The organism is Shewanella sp. Scap07 (assembly GCF_013394145.1).
GTDB classification, from domain to species: Bacteria; Pseudomonadota; Gammaproteobacteria; order Enterobacterales; family Shewanellaceae; genus Shewanella; species Shewanella waksmanii.
On the sequence record NZ_CP041329.1, the window covers coordinates 3,667,501 to 3,683,370 of the forward strand.

A 15,870-nucleotide genomic window follows, 5' to 3' on the forward strand; every position below is an offset into this window, starting at 1 on the left:
TGCTATGAACACTCATTCTTACATTGAGTAAAATTTTTGATTACCTTCTTTACGAATAAAGAATGGTAATTTCGAATAACTCAACACCTGTGAGTGTCCACACAGATTTCTTGTTTCATCTTGTTAAAGAACGTTCGCCGCTGTGGGCTAGGGCTGCGTATTCTACGCTTTCCTTAGTTGGCGTCAAGTGATTTTTTAAAAAGTTTTTTAAGTGGTTGCTTACTGCACACCAGTGCGTTAAGTCACAGCTAAAAACCTCATCTCACTTGCTGCCCTGACTCGTCTGTACATCGCTATGCAGCGCTGTTTGCCGTGTCAGTGGGAGCGCATTATAGGGAGCTGAACTTTTTACGCAAGCGCTTTTTTCAAAAAAGCACCCAACAGCACAAAAAACAATCAAATCTATAGAATGAAGTCCCACAAAGCCTATGATTGCGGGCTTTAGGTCTCTTACCGGAGACGCCATCAAACCAACTTGGACGGTTATCTATAATGCTGACAAGCCGTTTTTTATCACACTCACTACTTTTCGCGCGGACAATAAGTGTGGCACAAGATTAGCTACCTTGCCGAATTTATCGCCAACGATAATGCAGAATATATAACTGCATCTTTTAGCAAAGCTCATATACAAGACATAACATCAATTACGGTGCTTCACGGTGAGGTTTTTGCAAACAGCACAAAGCCAAGTATATTAAGTAAAGAGCGGTGCTTGCCTGCAAGTGGTTGAGGTAACCGCAGCTCTAATCATATTTACACTAATGTTTTGTCTAGGACGGCGCCATTATGAGATACCGACTTAATATACTATTTATTTTGACCATAATGCTCAGCACATCATTGCAGGCCACAACCATATATAAGTGGGTAGATAAGAATGGTGTAACTCATTACAGCCAAGAACAACCAGAACAAACCGAAGCTGAAAAGCTTTATAGCGAAGATATTGAACAGCAGCCAATCGGCTTTATAGCCCCTAAAGCACGAGCCGAAGAAGAAGTCCCAGATGAAATGGCGGCAGCGGCTGAGAAAATCAACGCTCAAGATAAGGCGCAAGCGAAAGTGATTTGTGACAATGCTAAACATCAACTTAATGTTTTACAAACCAGCGCTAGGCTGCGAAAAGAAAACCCTGAAACGGGTGAAATAGAGATGATGACAGATGAGCAAAAGCAAGCAGAGATTGACAATCAGCAGCGCCGAGTCGAGCTATTCTGTCAATAAGCTCGCAATAACTTTATGTTTATAAGTAGCTGGCACGCTAAAGCCAAGTAACTTATCGCCAATCATTTACTAGAGCTTTGATCTATACCCAATAAAAAAACTGATGGCAGGCCATCAGTTTTATCAGTTATAAACCCGCTTAATTGGGTTTATTTTGCTTTAACAGTATACATCGAGCGAGACTGACCATCGCTACATGATTGCACGCCGGCATCCCAGCCGCTATCAAACTGATCTAACCCATCTAGTACTTCATCTTTCATCGCTTCCAGATCGCCTGTAGCTTCCCCACTACTCTTAGCTACAGCACTTCGGCAGCCGATGTTATAACCATAATGATATAAGCTAGTATAATCAGTATTGCCGACTTCTATCACACCTGATGATTGTGGTGTTGGCGAGGAACTACAGCCTACGACTGTTAACCCACATAGCGCTAGTAAAGCAACTTTAACTTTCAGCATATTGATATCCTTATTTAATCAGTCTGCATTACAAACAGTATAGATACCTATCAAGCTAGCCTATGTTGCCTTGTGGAGCAATGTTTATCGGTTAACTCATTAGGTATCTATTAATCACTACTGCTCAAATGCCAACTCGCCGCCATGGCATGACACTTTAATTGTCTTGCCAGGAACAAACTGGCCGCTCAATAACTTTTGCGCAAGTGGGTTTTCTACTTCTTGCTGCAACGCCCGTTTCAGTGGCCGCGCACCGTATACGGGATCAAAACCAACTTTAGCGATCTGCGCTAATGCTTCTTGCGTTACCTCAAGTTGATAATCTTTCTCCGCCAGCCGTGCTTTTAAGTTGCTTAACTGAATTTCGGCGATGTGGGCAATGTGTTCAGCCTCTAATGGGTGGAAGACCACGCTTTCATCTACTCGGTTCAGAAACTCAGGTCTAAAACTTTGTGTCACCACATTCATCACCTGAGACTTCATCTCCGGATAGCTTAAGCTGCCAAATTGCTCCTGAATCACATCAGAGCCTAAATTAGACGTCATAATCACCACCGAATTTCTAAAGTCGACAGTGCGACCTTGACCATCGGTTAAGCGGCCATCATCAAGCACCTGCAACAAGATGTTGAATACATCAGGGTGTGCCTTTTCAACTTCATCAAGTAAAATGACTGAATAGGGTTTGCGTCTCACCGCTTCAGTTAGGTAACCACCTTCTTCATAACCAACATAACCTGGAGGAGCACCAACTAATCGAGATACGGAGTGCTTTTCCATAAACTCCGACATATCAATGCGTACCATAGCTGATTCGGTATCAAACAAGAATTTCGCCAGCGACTTACATAGCTCAGTCTTACCCACCCCTGTTGGGCCTAAAAATAGAAACGAACCAATAGGTCTGTTTGGATCGGCAAGCCCTGCACGGCTACGACGAATGGCGTTAGCAACGGCATCAACGGCTTCGCTTTGACCTATCACGCGCTCATGCAATGCATCTTCCATTTTGAGCAACTTCTCTTTTTCACCTTCAAGCATTTTCGCCACCGGAATGCCGGTCGCTTTCGATAGCACCTCGGCAATTTCGATATCGGTGACCTTATTGCGCAGCAACGTCATGTCTTGCATTTCAGCTTGCGAGGCTAAATCAAGTTGTTTCTCAAGTTCAGGAATACGACCGTATTGCAGCTCAGACATACGAGTTAAGTCACTTGCACGTCTCGCAACCTCAAGATCCATGCGCGCTTGTTCCAAATCAGCTTTAATATGCTGCGTTCCCGCCAAGGCCGCTTTTTCGGTATGCCATATTTCATTCAGTTCAGTCGCTCTTGCATCAACATCCTTGAGCTCTGCACGTAATGTACTCAAACGCCTTAAACTGGCTTCATCCGTTTCTTTGCTTAATGCTTGCTCTTCCAGCTTCAACTGAATTGCACGGCGTTCCAGTTTATCGAGTGGCTCAGGTTTAGAGTCAATCTGAATACGAATACTCGACGCCGCTTCATCAATCAAATCAATCGCTTTATCTGGCAGTTTTCTATCAGACACATAACGGTGAGACATGCTAGCTGCCGCGACGATTGCCGGGTCAGTGATTTCCACATGGTGATGCAATTCATAGCGCTCTTTCAAGCCACGCAAAATGGCGATGGTATCTTCCACATTGGGCTCTTCGACCAAGACCTTTTGAAAACGACGTTCTAGAGCCGCATCTTTTTCAATGTATTGTCGATATTCATCTAATGTCGTGGCACCAACACAATGCAGATCACCTCTGGCTAACGCGGGCTTAAGCATATTACCTGCATCCATAGCGCCATCACCTTTACCGGCGCCAACCATAGTGTGCAACTCATCAATAAACAGAATCACTTGTCCCTCTTCTTGGGACAACTCATTGAGCACCGCTTTCAAGCGCTCTTCAAACTCGCCGCGATATTTGGCCCCAGCAACTAGCGCGCCCATATCCAATGACAAAACCCGCTTGTTTTTGATGCCTTCAGGGACTTCGCCATTAATAATTCGCTGGGCTAACCCTTCTACGATTGCCGTTTTACCTACACCGGGCTCACCAATCAATACTGGATTGTTTTTACTGCGACGCTGTAGCACCTGAACGGTACGACGAATCTCATCATCGCGCCCGATCACGGGATCTAATTTACCCTGTTCCGCCCGCTCAGTGAGATCAATCGTAAACTTCTTCAATGCTTGGCGCTGATCTTCAGCATTGGGATCATCAATATTCTTGCCGGAACGCACTGTTTGAATGGTTTGCTCTAATAATTCTTTGGTTGCACCGGACTTTTTCAAGCTTTGCGCTAGCACATCATTGCCTTCAAGTGCCGCCAGCACAAACAGCTCACTTGAAATAAACTTGTCTTTTCGTTTTTGCGCAAGCTTGTCACACAGGTTCAGCAACCGAATCAACCCCTGAGCTAACTGCACATCACCGCCTGTGCCTTCAACTTTAGGCAAGCGCTCAAGCTCTTGGCTGAGTAATGAGCGTAGGCTACTGACTTGAATGCCAGCTTGAGTTAATAGTGGATGAATTGAGCCGCCATCTTGATTCAATAGCGCCATCATTAAATGGGTCGGTTCAATAAATTGATGATCGCGCCCCAACGCTAATGATTGAGCATCGGAGATAGCGATTTGAAATTTGTTGGTCATACGATCGAGTCGCATATACTGCCTCCTAATCTACAAATAAACAGCACTCTAATTTGATACTAATATAGATGGGGATGACTGTATTTTTTTCAAGTAGTAAATACTGTGATAAAACCAGCAAGTAGCCGAAAAGTCGCAATCACTCAAGCCAAATAAGCGACGCCATTCGCCCTGTGGTGGATTCGCGGCGATAGGAGAAATAATCGCGACGGTTTTCATAGGTGCAATGAGCTAACACATGCACTTGCCTAACCCCAGCATGGTGCAGCCGCCATTGGGCAATACCTTGAATATCAGCGAGGTACTTGTCGCCACTAGCGTTAAAAAAATTTGCGGTATCTGGGTGCTTATCGATAAATGCCTGACGCACCTCAGCCCCCACTTCAAACGCTCGCGGACCGATAGCAGGACCTAAATAGGCAATAGTATCGCTAGCTTTAGCGTTAAACTTTGTCAGTGCAGACTCAATCACTCCTGCACATAAACCGCGCCAGCCAGCATGGACCGCAGCCACCTCTTGGCCACTGCGGTCACAAAGCAATACTGGCAAGCAATCGGCAGTCATTACAGCGCAAACCTGTTGTCGTAAACAACTATAACTACCGTCGGCTACTCGGTGTTTACCTTCAGCCAGGTTGACGACTTCTGTACCGTGCACTTGCTCTAACCATTCAATATCTGCGGTTAATCCCAACTGTTGGCGTAATAGATTACGATTTTGCTGCACGTCTAGTGCATTATCGCCAACATGATCGCCTAAGTTAAGGCTATCAAAAGGCGCGCGGCTAACCCCACCTGCTCGGGTGGTGAACATTAGCTTAACGCCTTTAGGAATGACCCAGTCAGTGGGGAGCATTAGTAAGCAGCCGGGTGCTCTTGAGTGTCTTTACGCAATGCTTGAGTCAGCAGCTTCATATCCTCAGGGATAGGTGCTTGCCAGCTCATGATTTCACAAGTAAACGGATGAGCAAGCTCTAAACGAACAGCGTGTAATGCCTGACGTTTAAATCCATTTAGCACTTCCATTAATTCTGGAGTGGCGCCTTTAGGCGGACGAGGACGCCCACAGTAAACCGGATCACCTGCTAAGACATGACCAATATATTCCATGTGTACACGAATTTGGTGAGTACGGCCCGTTTCTAGCCGCAAACGTAATCGGGTATGAGCACGGAACTTCTCTGCCACTCGATAGTGAGTGACCGATGGACGACCAGCATGATGCACTGTCATATGGGTGCGTTTTGTCGCATGGCGATCAATTGGCGCATCAACGGTACCGCCTGCCGTCATGGTTCCCGTCGCAATGGCTTCATACTCACGTACAATCTCTCTGGCTTGCAATGCCGCCACTAAATGAGTTTGTGCCTCAACGGTTTTAGCCACCACCATTAAACCTGTGGTGTCTTTATCGAGACGATGTACGATACCGGCACGCGGTACTAAGTCGATGCCAGGACAATGATGCAACAAAGCATTCATTAAGGTGCCGTCACTGTTACCGGCACCAGGGTGTACCACCAGCCCTGCTTGCTTGTTAATCACCAATATATGATCGTCTTCGTAGACGATATCAAGATCGATGGCTTGCGCTTCAGCTTTAGTCTCTTCTTCAAGCTGAGCTTCAATGGCGACTTCTTGGCCTTCTAGCACTTTTTCACGCGGCTTAGTCGCCACTGTGCCATCAATGTATACAGCACCTGACTGAATCCACTCTTTGATACGTGTGCGAGAATAATCAGGAAACAATTCGGCCAAAGTTTGATCCAATCTTTGTCCAGTTTGAGTTGCTGTTATCTCGCTTTTTAGATTAATCTCTTGTGTCATAGGAACCGTACCCGCGTTTTGGGGTCCAAATAAATGTGCTATCTGTTACAATCGGATTGTTTCTATTTTATAGTGAAATGGAAAAATTCTTAACTACAACTTTAAAAGAATCGAATTCAAGTATGCATAAAATTGCCAAAATTGCTTCCATCGCATTGTTATCATTGGGTTTAACCGCCTGTAGTAGCAGCCCAGAAGATGACATTGAATTTAGCAAATCTTCGCCAGAAGTGCTCTATTCACAAGCGCGTAACTCTATGGAGCTAGGAAATTACTCTAAAGCCGTCCGTTCATTAGAAGCTTTAGACTCAAGATATCCTTTTGGGCCACACAAGACTCAAGTCCAACTCGACTTGATTTATGCCTACTACAAATTAGATGATCCGGCCTCTGGTATTGCCAACATCGACCGCTTTATTCGATTAAACCCAACCCATAAAGATATCGACTACGTTTACTACATGCGTGGTCTTGTTAACATGCAATCGGACAGTTACCTGTTCCATGACATGCTCAATATTGACCGTACCGATAGAGACCCAAAGGTCGCTCAAGATGCGTTTAAAGATTTTGACCGCTTGATAAAGCAGTATCCTAACAGTAAATATGCTGCTGATGCACAAAAACGTATGCAATATTTGAAGAACCGTTTGGCTAAATACTCCATTGCAGTGGCTGAGTACTACATGAAAATGAATGCTTGGAGTGCGGCGGCAGTTCGCGCTCAATCGGTTATGGAAGGGTTCCCTGGTACGCCATCAAATGAGCGAGCACTTGAAATTATGGCATCAGCCTATGGTGAGTTAGGCCAGGATAAGCTTAAAGAGCATGCACTCATGGTGATGCAAGAGAATTTCCCAACTAACAGCATGCTTAGCAACTAAACGCTTAAAGGCCCCTTCTCAAGGGGCCTTTTCTTTAGCAGGTATATAAATTGCCACTCACCACAGCGCTAATGACAGTATCACCATGCTGTTAGTACACAATATCAGCAAACGGTGTAAAAGATGTGCAAACAAGCTATTTGAACCAATAAAATTAAGAAAACAGTTGACTCAAAACCGCAAAAGCTTTTTAATGCACCCCGTCGCCCGAATAGCTCAGTCGGTAGAGCAGAGGATTGAAAATCCTCGTGTCCCTGGTTCGATTCCGGGTTCGGGCACCATATTCTTATTAGGTGCTGCGGTATCTAAATTAAAAACCTCGCCTTGCGAGGTTTTTTTTTCAAAAAAAACCTCCCCCCCAAATTGTCACACTCACTCTCAGTCAATTATTCATTTCATCATGCATTCTTGCTTAGCTTTGCTATACCTATTAGTACGACTAACGCCTGACTAATAAAATCGAAAGAGCTAGGACCTAGGAGCCATTGTTCATGAATAACCTACAACTGAAACACAAAATGGCATTTGGTATTTTGCTGCCGTTAACCCTCTTGGTGTTAATCTGCGCCCTAGCACTGAATATGATGAATCAAATAGAACAAGGGGTGAATACCATATATGACGACCGCGTCGTGCCCTTAGAAGATCTAAAGATTATTGCCGATGATTATGCAGTATCGGTAATAGATGCGATTAATAAAGCCAATGCTGGCGGCTTTACGGCGCAAGAGGCAAGCAGCGCATTGCAAGAGGCAAAACAGAATATTACCTCGGTGTGGGGCAAGTACATGCAAACTACGCTAACACAAGAAGAAGCAAGGCTTGCCGACCAAGCCAAAGCGTTGTTCATCCCAGCTAATAATAGTATTGATCAGATGCTCAGCAAGCTAGCTAACCTTAATGGCAATATCAGTGGCCAGTTATCGCAAGACATCATGCCACTTTATCAAGTTATCGACCCTATCAGTGGAAAAATATCTGATCTCATTACACTGCAACTTGATATTGCAGAGCAAGAAAAAAATAAGGTCAGCCGCATCTACGAAACCTCAATTATACTATTTATCTCATTAACCTTATTGGCGGCTGCTGCGGGAATCATAATAGGCTTATGGGTCAATCGAAGCGTAATGCGACCGGTTGCTGCAATACAAACTCACCTCAGTAACATCAAGCAACACTCTGATCTCACAACCGCACTGCAACCCATCAATAATGATGAGTTAGGCCATATTACTGAAGATATTAATGGTGTCATTGAACACCTACGACAAATCCTTAGCGATATTTTAGACGCCGCCAATACAGTCACAACCTCAGCGCATGAACTCAGTAGTTTCACCCAAGCCTCTAATGAGCGCATGCATATGCAGCAAAGTGAAACAGAGCAAACGGCCACCGCAATGAACCAAATGGCCGCAACGGTTGCTGAAGTCGCCCAAAGCACCACTGCAGCAGCGGATTCAGCAAAAGATGCTGATGAGCATGCATCACACGGCAATACCATTGTACAGCGATCAATGACGACTATGGTTGAGCTATCAGACCAGATTCAAAGTACCGCACAGGTGATTACTGAACTGGCAGCAGAAAGCCAAAACATTGGTAGTGTTTTAGATGTCATTAAAGGCATTGCTGAGCAAACCAACTTACTGGCATTAAATGCAGCAATTGAAGCGGCGCGCGCCGGTGAGCAAGGCCGAGGTTTTGCAGTGGTGGCAGATGAGGTGCGAACCTTAGCACAGCGCACCCAAGAAGCCACGCAAGAGATTGAAACCATGATTGAAGCGCTGCAAAAAGGCGTCAATCAGGCTGTTGAAGCGATGGAAGTCGGCATTGGCCAAGTTGACAATGCTAACCAGCAAACCAATACCGCGGGTCAAGCACTGCAAGATATCGTGACCTCTGTAGACAACATCACCGCCATGAATACCCATATTGCCACAGCCGCAGAGGAGCAAAGTAGTGTAGCTGAAAGTATCAATCGCAGTATTATCACTATCAGCGATATCGCCACCGAATCAAGCCGCTCAGCAGAAGAGATTAGCCACTCCGTGTCATCTTTAACTGAGTTAGCTGAGCGTATGCGCTCACAAATTAGCAGCTTTAAACTGTAAAAAAATAATACCAATCAGTATAAACATTTAGTCACTCAGCGAGAATTTAGCGGTTCTGAGGTAAGGCAACGAGTGAAGAGCATAGTTATTCTACGGTTAAGCTCGTTAACACAGCATCAGAATCGCCAAAACTCGCCATTCTGGCGCGTTTTAGGCTGCCTACTTCTGCGTTGAATAATTTCACAAGGGAACAACCATTGTTTCAATCATTCGCCTTGAATTAGTTTGCCCAAAGCGCGCTGAGTAGATCAAATTCTTATACTGATTGGTATTACTCGCCTTTATCACTCTTAAGGCAACAAAAAGCCGATATTGATATATCGGCTTTTTAATAAACAATGTCTGCGCTGGCCAGATTAGATCTTAAACATGGCTACCGCATTTTGTAGCGACTCTGCCCGAGAGCGTACTTCATCAGATGACGCGGCGTTAGCATCTGCCGCTACTGACGACTCTTGCGCAATATCACGAATAATCACCACATTCTTGTTCACCTCTGAGGCCACCATACTTTGCTCTTCAATCGCCGCGGCGATCTGCGTGCTCATGTCCATAATGTTAGTCACATCAGTATTAATTTGTTGTAGCAGCGTACCCGCGCTTGCCGCTTGCTCAGCACTCTCGCCACCTTGCTTCTGCGTCGCTTCCATCAACTGCACTATTGAACGCGTGCGGCTTTGCAATGTTTGAATAATACCGGCAATTTCCTCGGTCGATTCTTGAGTACGCATCGCTAAGCTACGAACCTCATCCGCTACGACCGCAAAGCCACGACCTTGTTCACCGGCTCGCGCAGCTTCAATTGCCGCATTTAACGCCAGTAAGTTGGTTTGCTCTGCAATCCCTCGAATCACATCTAACACACTACCGATGGTCTCGCTGTCTTTTTCTAAATCGCTTACCACTTGTGCCGAACCATCTAGCCTTTCTGCAAGCGCCTGTATTTTTTCTATGGTTTGCTCAACACCTTCTTGACCCTTTTGTGCATTGTCATGGGTATTACTGGCTCTGTCAGCCGCAAGCTCTGTATTTTTAGCAATCTCATCAATCGTGGCACCCATTTCTGTAATTGCTGTGGCCACCATATCAGTTTCGTTTAACTGACGCCCCACCCCTTCAGAAGCTTGCATAGCATTGTGCGATAGCTCCTGACATGAGTTAGTGACTGTCTCAACCGATGCTAATACCTCTTCAATCAATTCTTGGAAACTACTTACCATGCTATTAAAGTGCGTTGAAATCATGCCAAGCTCATCTTTAGCGTCGTAATCACAACGTAGTGTCAGATCTTTGCTTTCTTCAATCCGAGTGATGGTATCGGTTAGCCGCTGCACTGGCTCCATGATACTGCGTAGAATCACCACGGTGATACCGATAACAATTGCTGCAATCAAGAAAAAGATTATCAAACTCCACATGGTCGCTGAGCTTTCTGCATCGGCAATCATAACCAACGCAACTTCTTCTAATCGTTTAGCATCATCTTCTGCTTTAAATATCGCTTCGCGTAGCACCTTCATTTGTCCGGATGATTCATCTAAGCCCAGCTCTTGCTGCTTATTGACTAGTGAGGTGAAATCTCGCTGGTAAGCTTTCATCAGACTCGCGACCTCTTGGGTCACACCGCTCGATAGCCCGGATTGATTTAACTGTGTTAGAAAAGTCTCTACATTGCCTTCAAACCGCGATAGGTATTTCATATCCTTACGTAGCATAAAGTCTTTTTCATTACGGCGAAGCTGCAGCATGGTCACCATCAGCTCGGGGCGGTTGTACTGCTTAACGAGAGTTTCTACATTATGAACAGCTTTGCGCAGTGTGCCATACAAGCCTGTAGTCGGAGTCAGGCCGATATCTTGTTGCATGACAACAACGGTTTCAAACGAGTTTTTATATTGCCCCAAACCCTGACGAAAGTTTACCAAGTCGGTTACTGGAATATTGTAGGCTATGAGCACATCATTGAGCTCTGATGCTATGGACTCAATTTTGGCTGAATCCTGACGGTGACGCTCAGCATACTTCATATCTAAGCGGACAAAGAAATCTTTCTCATCTTTGCGCAGTCCTAAAATTTCTCTTTCTAACTCTACAACCTTCTGCGCGGCAAAAGACAACTCAGATAAAGTGGTGTTGGAGTAACGCTGTAGAACAAACATAGCGATGAGTGACAAAATCGACACAACAGCACTTAACAGTAACTTATGGCGTATGAGCATAGGTAAATCCTTAAAAGCCAAAACTTCTTTTAAAAATAGTAGTAAACCGATAGAAAGCGAAAAAAATCATGACACGTCACAAAACCGTCACATTCGCTTATAGATATATAGACCTATATCGACCCTATGGGAAGGATATTTAGCTGTTTATGCTTATTATTTTGATAATTACACTCTCTTGTGGTTAAAACGAAACCAATTGTATTTTTTGAACAAAAATGTTGCGGCTATTTACTCCCACCCCAACAAGTGAATACAATATACCAAAAGGAGCAACTATGAAGATAATTGAATCTGCTCAAGTTCACGATTCCATGGACTTTAAAGCATTAATTGAAGCACTCAGAGAAACATTTTCTAAACCTGCTGGTATGCCGCAACGACAAGTGTTTGCCCTCGATGAAGACCCGGGCAACCATGATGCATTTGCTGTACTGCCTTCATGGAACGAAAAAACCATTGCAGTAAAAGCGTTCACATATTTTCCGGATAACCCGAAAAAGTCAGCGGAATTAGCGAGCCTATATTCAAAAATTATGATTTTTGACCGCCAAACAGGTGTACCTCAAGCACTCGTTGACGGTACCAGTGTCACCTACTGGCGCACCGCAGCGATTTCAGCACTGGGAAGTGATTATCTGGCCCGTAAAAATGCAAATAATTTACTTTTGTGCGGCACCGGAAAACTCGCCTCTTTTATGGCATTAGCCCATGCGACTGTCCGCCCAATTAACAAGATTAGTGTATGGGGAAGAGATTCCCAAAAAGCGCAAATCACCGTTCAGAAAATACAGCAGCAACGACCAGACATCCAAATAGAAGTATGTCGAGACCTAGAAACCAGCGTCAAACAAGCAGATATAATCAGTTGTGCGACAGGATCAGCCACCCCTTTGTTTCCTGGCGACTGGGTTCAAGCTGGCACCCATACCGACTTTGTCGGCAACCATAACCATGACAGACGCGAGTGTGATAGCCATTTGATCAATCAAGCCAACGTCTACGTGGATTCAAAAATCAATGTATTCGCTGAAGCAGGTGAGCTTCTTATCCCTGTAGAGGAGGGAACATTCCAACTAGAGGATGTCAAAGGTGAACTCGCGCAACTATGCTCAAATAGCGTCACGGGCCGTTCAAACGACACTGAAATAACGCTGTTTAAAACCGTTGGTACTGCGCTTGCTGATCTGGTTGGCGCTCAACTCGTCTACGCACAAATCAATTAACTTATCGTTGCCAGTTGCTGTGTCACTCACCGCATCTGGCAACAGCCCAACTTCCCTGCTCTTTGCCTAACCCATAATTTAATTTACATTGTTGTAAACCTTTTCCTATCTTCGGTATGTCTAATCAATATGAACGACAACATAAGGATATGACTTTGACAGCCAGTTTGCCGATAACGGCATTATCAACACCGAATGAGTCACAGATTGTAGCCAGTGCAAAAGAGGGCGATAAGCACGCCTTTAAACAGCTTTATGAGCTACACCACCGCCATATGTACGCGCTTTGTTTGCGCTTGTGTGGTGACTCACAACTGGCTGAAGAAGCGCTGCAAGATGCATTTGTCAGAGCTTGGCAAAAACTATCGCTATTTGATGGTAAAAGTCAGTTTGGCACTTGGCTGCATCGATTAACGGTCAACCAGGCGCTCAGCACCTTAAAGAAACACCGTAGTTTCTGGGCGCGATTTATTCCGATAGAGGAGCAATTCGAGCCGTTGAGCAAAGAGATACAGCATGAAAACTTAGACAAGCTACTACTACGATTACCCGAACGTACTCGCTTTGTTTTCGTGTTGTTTAGTATTGAAGGCTATCAGCATGATGAAATAGCCAAGCTGTTAAATATTGCTGTAGGTACGAGTAAAGCCCAGTATCACAGAGCAAAAGCCCTGCTGCAGGAGTTAATCTAATGAGTGATAAAGCTAAGCAACTTGAGCAAATGGTTAATGCACTACCTAAAGAAATTGAGCCCGAAAATTCGCAGTGGAGTGATATAGAGCACCGCTTAACACCACAGCAGCAAAGATTATCGCCACAATTTGCACTCGCTGCAGTACTTGTACTTGGATTGGCTATTGGTTACTTAATTCGGCCACTGGGTCTCACCGAGCCCAATGCAGAACTTATCGCCACTATAGAGGCGATCGAGCTGCAACATCAGGCTCAGGTGGCCTCATTAACCGAGGGGCATCACCTTGTTGACCTAAGAGACAGTCACTATCAACCGATATTCAATGATGGCATTGAACAGCTGCGAGCTGCGGCGAAAGAGCTGTATAACAATTTAACCCTAAATCCGACCGATAAGCAGTTGTGGCAGATGTGGCTGTGGACTCAAAAACGCGAAATAGAACTACTTAAACAGATGCAACAACTTCCCAAAAATACCGTAAAAATGGAGATTTGATATGAAACTAGGACTACATATTGGCCGCTTAATGCTCCCTTTAGTGCTGCTCACGGCACCAAGCTACGCAGTAGAGAGCATCGATAAAACTATCGATGTAAAACCAGACCTAAAGCTCAATATTACCGTACAACGTGGCGCCGTCTCAATTTCCTCATGGGATAAGCAATCAATCAGTATCAAGGGGACGCTTGATGAACTTAGTGAAGGTTTTATCATCGAGCAAGATGGTAATGTTGTCAGTCTTGAAGATAAACTGCCCCGTCGCTATCAAGGCAGTAATAACAAAGGCTCACAACTCACCTTTATGGTGCCAAGCCACCTTACCCTCAATGTCGACGGCGTCTCTAGTGACTACGATGTTAAGCAGCTCAATGGCAAAATCGCCATCGACACAGTAAGCGGTGATATCGTCGCTAACGCGTTGCAGCAAGATGTGATTTTACAAACTGTCTCTGGTGATATTAGCAGCCAATCATTAGCAGGCAACCTGCAACTAGAAACAGTTTCAGGCAACATTAAGGACAACGATAGCAGTGGCAAAGCCCGCTTCACATTAGTCAGTGGTGACTTAACTACCCGCAGCAGTGCCAGCATGGTACAAGCAGATCTCGTTTCGGGCAGTGGTAAGCTTAAACTGGCTTCAGTTGAATCAATGGATCTTAAAACTGTCAGTGGCGACATTGACGTAGCAGCCACTGAACTGAAAGATAAAGCCAGCTTAGACAGCGTCAGTGGTGATATCACCCTCAGCTTACCCAGTGATACCAATGCACGTTTCCAGATCGATGGCGGTCCAAGTGGCGATATCAATAACAAACTCAGTAATGACAAGCCGATGAAAGCCAAGTACACCCGAAGTGAATCACTACAATTTCAACTCGGTAACGGCCAAGCCGATATCCGCATCTCAACCATTAGTGGTGATATTGACCTAAAATAGCATTTTGTTGCTGACAACCATTGTATGAACAACCACAAAAAAGCCCTCAATTGAGGGCCTTTTTTTAAACCGATTTTATCTCATCTTTAGTTAAGTAACGCCACTCACCTGGCTCTAAATCATCATCAAGTACTATGCTGCCTACCGATTCTCGATGTAAGCCAACCACTTTGTTCCCTACAGCAGCAAACATTCGTTTAACTTGGTGATACTTACCTTCGGTGATCGTTAAGCGCGCAGTATGGCTATCGATAATTTCTAAACGAGCGGGTTTAGTCAGGCCATCTTCATTGCGTAACGCAACCCCTGCTGCGAATGTTTCGATTAGCTGCGCATCAAGCGGATCGGCAACGGTGACTAAATAGCATTTACCGCACTCTTTTTTCGGTGACGTAATTCGATGTGACCATTGCCCGTCAGTAGTAATTAATACTAAGCCAGTGGTGTCCATATCTAACCGCCCTGCGATATGCAAAGCCTCTGGCTTTTCAATATCCAGCAGGTCTATCACTGTGGGGTGTACATCATCGACCGTGGCACAGACAGTACCATCAGGCTTGTGTAACATTAAAAAGCGCTCACCTACCGGGTTAAGCTCATCACCCTCATAGCATATGCGATGCTTGGTTTGCACTTTAAAGCCGGCATCTTTTACTACTACGCCATCACAGGTCACTTTGCCTGACTTTATCGCTCTTTTGGCTAAAGCGCGGGTAAAATAGCTCGATTCACACAAAAATTTATCTAGGCGCACAGTTTGACTCTAAACTCGACAGGAAAGCGGCTATTATGAGTCTTCACCTGCTATTGCGCAACGAAACCTTGCCATCGTTAAACACAGCTTAGGCTCATGTCACACTGAAGTAATCGCTGTGCTAGGAAACCTTTGGTTACAGTTGAAGCAGTCAAAATGCTGATTTCCTTGCCCCTTACGCTTGTTAATAACATTGCACCCGCTATAACATATTCTCCACCAAGGTATCACCTTGAGAATCACAATAACGAATCTTTCACCGTGTACCACGACGCTGCGCGCTGTTGGGCCTCTGATGTCGGTGACTTTCAATAGCATGCTATTGATTTGCAAAACCAAGAACT

General features: G+C 44.9%; 13 protein-coding genes and 1 tRNA gene. 8 read left to right on the forward strand and 6 right to left on the reverse strand.

Translation table 11 applies throughout. From position 1 onward, the window contains the following. The first annotated feature begins 789 nt into the window (after nt 1-789). Nucleotides 790-1,227 carry a DUF4124 domain-containing protein gene (locus FLM48_RS16100; protein ID WP_179025314.1) on the forward strand — a complete coding sequence of 146 codons (438 nt, stop codon included), beginning with the start codon at nt 790-792 and terminating at the stop codon, nt 1,225-1,227. 149 nt (nt 1,228-1,376) lie between these two features. Here FLM48_RS16100 and FLM48_RS16105 read toward each other — a convergent pair whose 3' ends face one another. The 4 genes from FLM48_RS16105 to rluD all read right to left on the reverse strand — a co-directional run bounded on the left by FLM48_RS16105 (nt 1,377) and on the right by rluD (nt 6,194). Next, nucleotides 1,377-1,691 (reverse strand): hypothetical protein, encoded by a 315-nt coding sequence (locus FLM48_RS16105; RefSeq protein WP_037471658.1) that lies wholly within the window; start codon nt 1,689-1,691, stop codon nt 1,377-1,379. Between the two features lie 117 nt (nt 1,692-1,808). After that, nucleotides 1,809-4,382, reverse strand: coding sequence for an ATP-dependent chaperone ClpB (gene clpB, locus FLM48_RS16110; RefSeq protein ID WP_179025315.1), 2,574 nt, complete (start codon nt 4,380-4,382; stop codon nt 1,809-1,811). Between the two features lie 124 nt (nt 4,383-4,506). Continuing rightward, nucleotides 4,507-5,223 carry a peptidoglycan editing factor PgeF gene (gene pgeF, locus FLM48_RS16115; RefSeq protein ID WP_179025316.1) on the reverse strand — a complete coding sequence of 239 codons (717 nt, stop codon included), beginning with the start codon at nt 5,221-5,223 and terminating at the stop codon, nt 4,507-4,509. After that, on the reverse strand, nt 5,223-6,194 hold the full coding sequence (gene rluD, locus FLM48_RS16120; protein ID WP_179025317.1) for a 23S rRNA pseudouridine(1911/1915/1917) synthase RluD: 972 nt from the start codon (nt 6,192-6,194) through the stop codon (nt 5,223-5,225). Before rluD ends, pgeF begins: the two co-directional genes overlap by 1 nt. A gap of 122 nt (nt 6,195-6,316) precedes the next feature. On the opposite strand from rluD, the gene FLM48_RS16125 reads away from it, so the two are divergent. From FLM48_RS16125 to FLM48_RS16135, 3 genes are all read left to right on the forward strand, one after another. After that, nucleotides 6,317-7,078 (forward strand): outer membrane protein assembly factor BamD, encoded by a 762-nt coding sequence (locus FLM48_RS16125; protein WP_028774785.1) that lies wholly within the window; start codon nt 6,317-6,319, stop codon nt 7,076-7,078. Between the two features lie 205 nt (nt 7,079-7,283). Next, nucleotides 7,284-7,359 (forward strand) — tRNA-Phe (locus FLM48_RS16130). A gap of 210 nt (nt 7,360-7,569) precedes the next feature. After that, the gene (locus tag FLM48_RS16135) at nt 7,570-9,195 is read left to right on the forward strand and encodes a methyl-accepting chemotaxis protein (protein ID WP_179025318.1); all 1,626 of its coding nucleotides are present in this window, start codon (nt 7,570-7,572) and stop codon (nt 9,193-9,195) included. A gap of 356 nt (nt 9,196-9,551) precedes the next feature. Here the strand turns inward: FLM48_RS16135 and FLM48_RS16140 are convergent, their stop codons facing one another. Further along, complete coding sequence (locus FLM48_RS16140; protein ID WP_179025319.1) at nt 9,552-11,414, reverse strand: methyl-accepting chemotaxis protein; 1,863 nt, start codon at nt 11,412-11,414, stop codon at nt 9,552-9,554. Between the two features lie 278 nt (nt 11,415-11,692). Between FLM48_RS16140 and FLM48_RS16145 the strand changes: the two genes are divergently transcribed. The 4 genes from FLM48_RS16145 (at nt 11,693) to FLM48_RS16160 (ending at nt 14,772) form a co-directional block, all read left to right on the forward strand. Continuing rightward, complete coding sequence (locus tag FLM48_RS16145; protein ID WP_179025320.1) at nt 11,693-12,640, forward strand: ornithine cyclodeaminase family protein; 948 nt, start codon at nt 11,693-11,695, stop codon at nt 12,638-12,640. Nucleotides 12,641-12,795: 155 nt separating this feature from the next. Then, nucleotides 12,796-13,332, forward strand: a complete 537-nt coding sequence (locus FLM48_RS16150) for an RNA polymerase sigma factor (protein ID WP_179025321.1) — start codon at nt 12,796-12,798, stop codon at nt 13,330-13,332. Next, complete coding sequence (locus FLM48_RS16155) at nt 13,332-13,829, forward strand: hypothetical protein (protein WP_179025322.1); 498 nt, start codon at nt 13,332-13,334, stop codon at nt 13,827-13,829. Before FLM48_RS16150 ends, FLM48_RS16155 begins: the two co-directional genes overlap by 1 nt. Before the next feature lies 1 nt (nt 13,830). Beyond that, nucleotides 13,831-14,772 (forward strand): DUF4097 family beta strand repeat-containing protein, encoded by a 942-nt coding sequence (locus tag FLM48_RS16160; RefSeq protein WP_179025323.1) that lies wholly within the window; start codon nt 13,831-13,833, stop codon nt 14,770-14,772. Nucleotides 14,773-14,836: 64 nt separating this feature from the next. Here the strand turns inward: FLM48_RS16160 and rsuA are convergent, their stop codons facing one another. Beyond that, nucleotides 14,837-15,526, reverse strand: a complete 690-nt coding sequence (gene rsuA, locus FLM48_RS16165; RefSeq protein ID WP_179025324.1) for a 16S rRNA pseudouridine(516) synthase RsuA — start codon at nt 15,524-15,526, stop codon at nt 14,837-14,839. Nucleotides 15,527-15,870 lie beyond the last annotated feature (344 nt).

What these genes read in the sequence shown, in the direction of transcription:
- FLM48_RS16100 (WP_179025314.1), top strand. Translation starts at nt 790, where the DNA reads ATGAGATACCGACTTAATATACTATTTATTTTGACCATAATGCTCAGC.
- FLM48_RS16140 (WP_179025319.1), bottom strand. Translation starts at nt 11,414, where the DNA reads ATGCTCATACGCCATAAGTTACTGTTAAGTGCTGTTGTGTCGATTTTG.
- FLM48_RS16135 (WP_179025318.1), top strand. Translation starts at nt 7,570, where the DNA reads ATGAATAACCTACAACTGAAACACAAAATGGCATTTGGTATTTTGCTG.
- FLM48_RS16145 (WP_179025320.1), top strand. Translation starts at nt 11,693, where the DNA reads ATGAAGATAATTGAATCTGCTCAAGTTCACGATTCCATGGACTTTAAA.
- FLM48_RS16155 (WP_179025322.1), top strand. Translation starts at nt 13,332, where the DNA reads ATGAGTGATAAAGCTAAGCAACTTGAGCAAATGGTTAATGCACTACCT.
- FLM48_RS16125 (WP_028774785.1), top strand. Translation starts at nt 6,317, where the DNA reads ATGCATAAAATTGCCAAAATTGCTTCCATCGCATTGTTATCATTGGGT.
- rluD (WP_179025317.1), bottom strand. Translation starts at nt 6,194, where the DNA reads ATGACACAAGAGATTAATCTAAAAAGCGAGATAACAGCAACTCAAACT.
- clpB (WP_179025315.1), bottom strand. Translation starts at nt 4,382, where the DNA reads ATGCGACTCGATCGTATGACCAACAAATTTCAAATCGCTATCTCCGAT.
- pgeF (WP_179025316.1), bottom strand. Translation starts at nt 5,223, where the DNA reads ATGCTCCCCACTGACTGGGTCATTCCTAAAGGCGTTAAGCTAATGTTC.
- FLM48_RS16105 (WP_037471658.1), bottom strand. Translation starts at nt 1,691, where the DNA reads ATGCTGAAAGTTAAAGTTGCTTTACTAGCGCTATGTGGGTTAACAGTC.
- FLM48_RS16160 (WP_179025323.1), top strand. Translation starts at nt 13,831, where the DNA reads ATGAAACTAGGACTACATATTGGCCGCTTAATGCTCCCTTTAGTGCTG.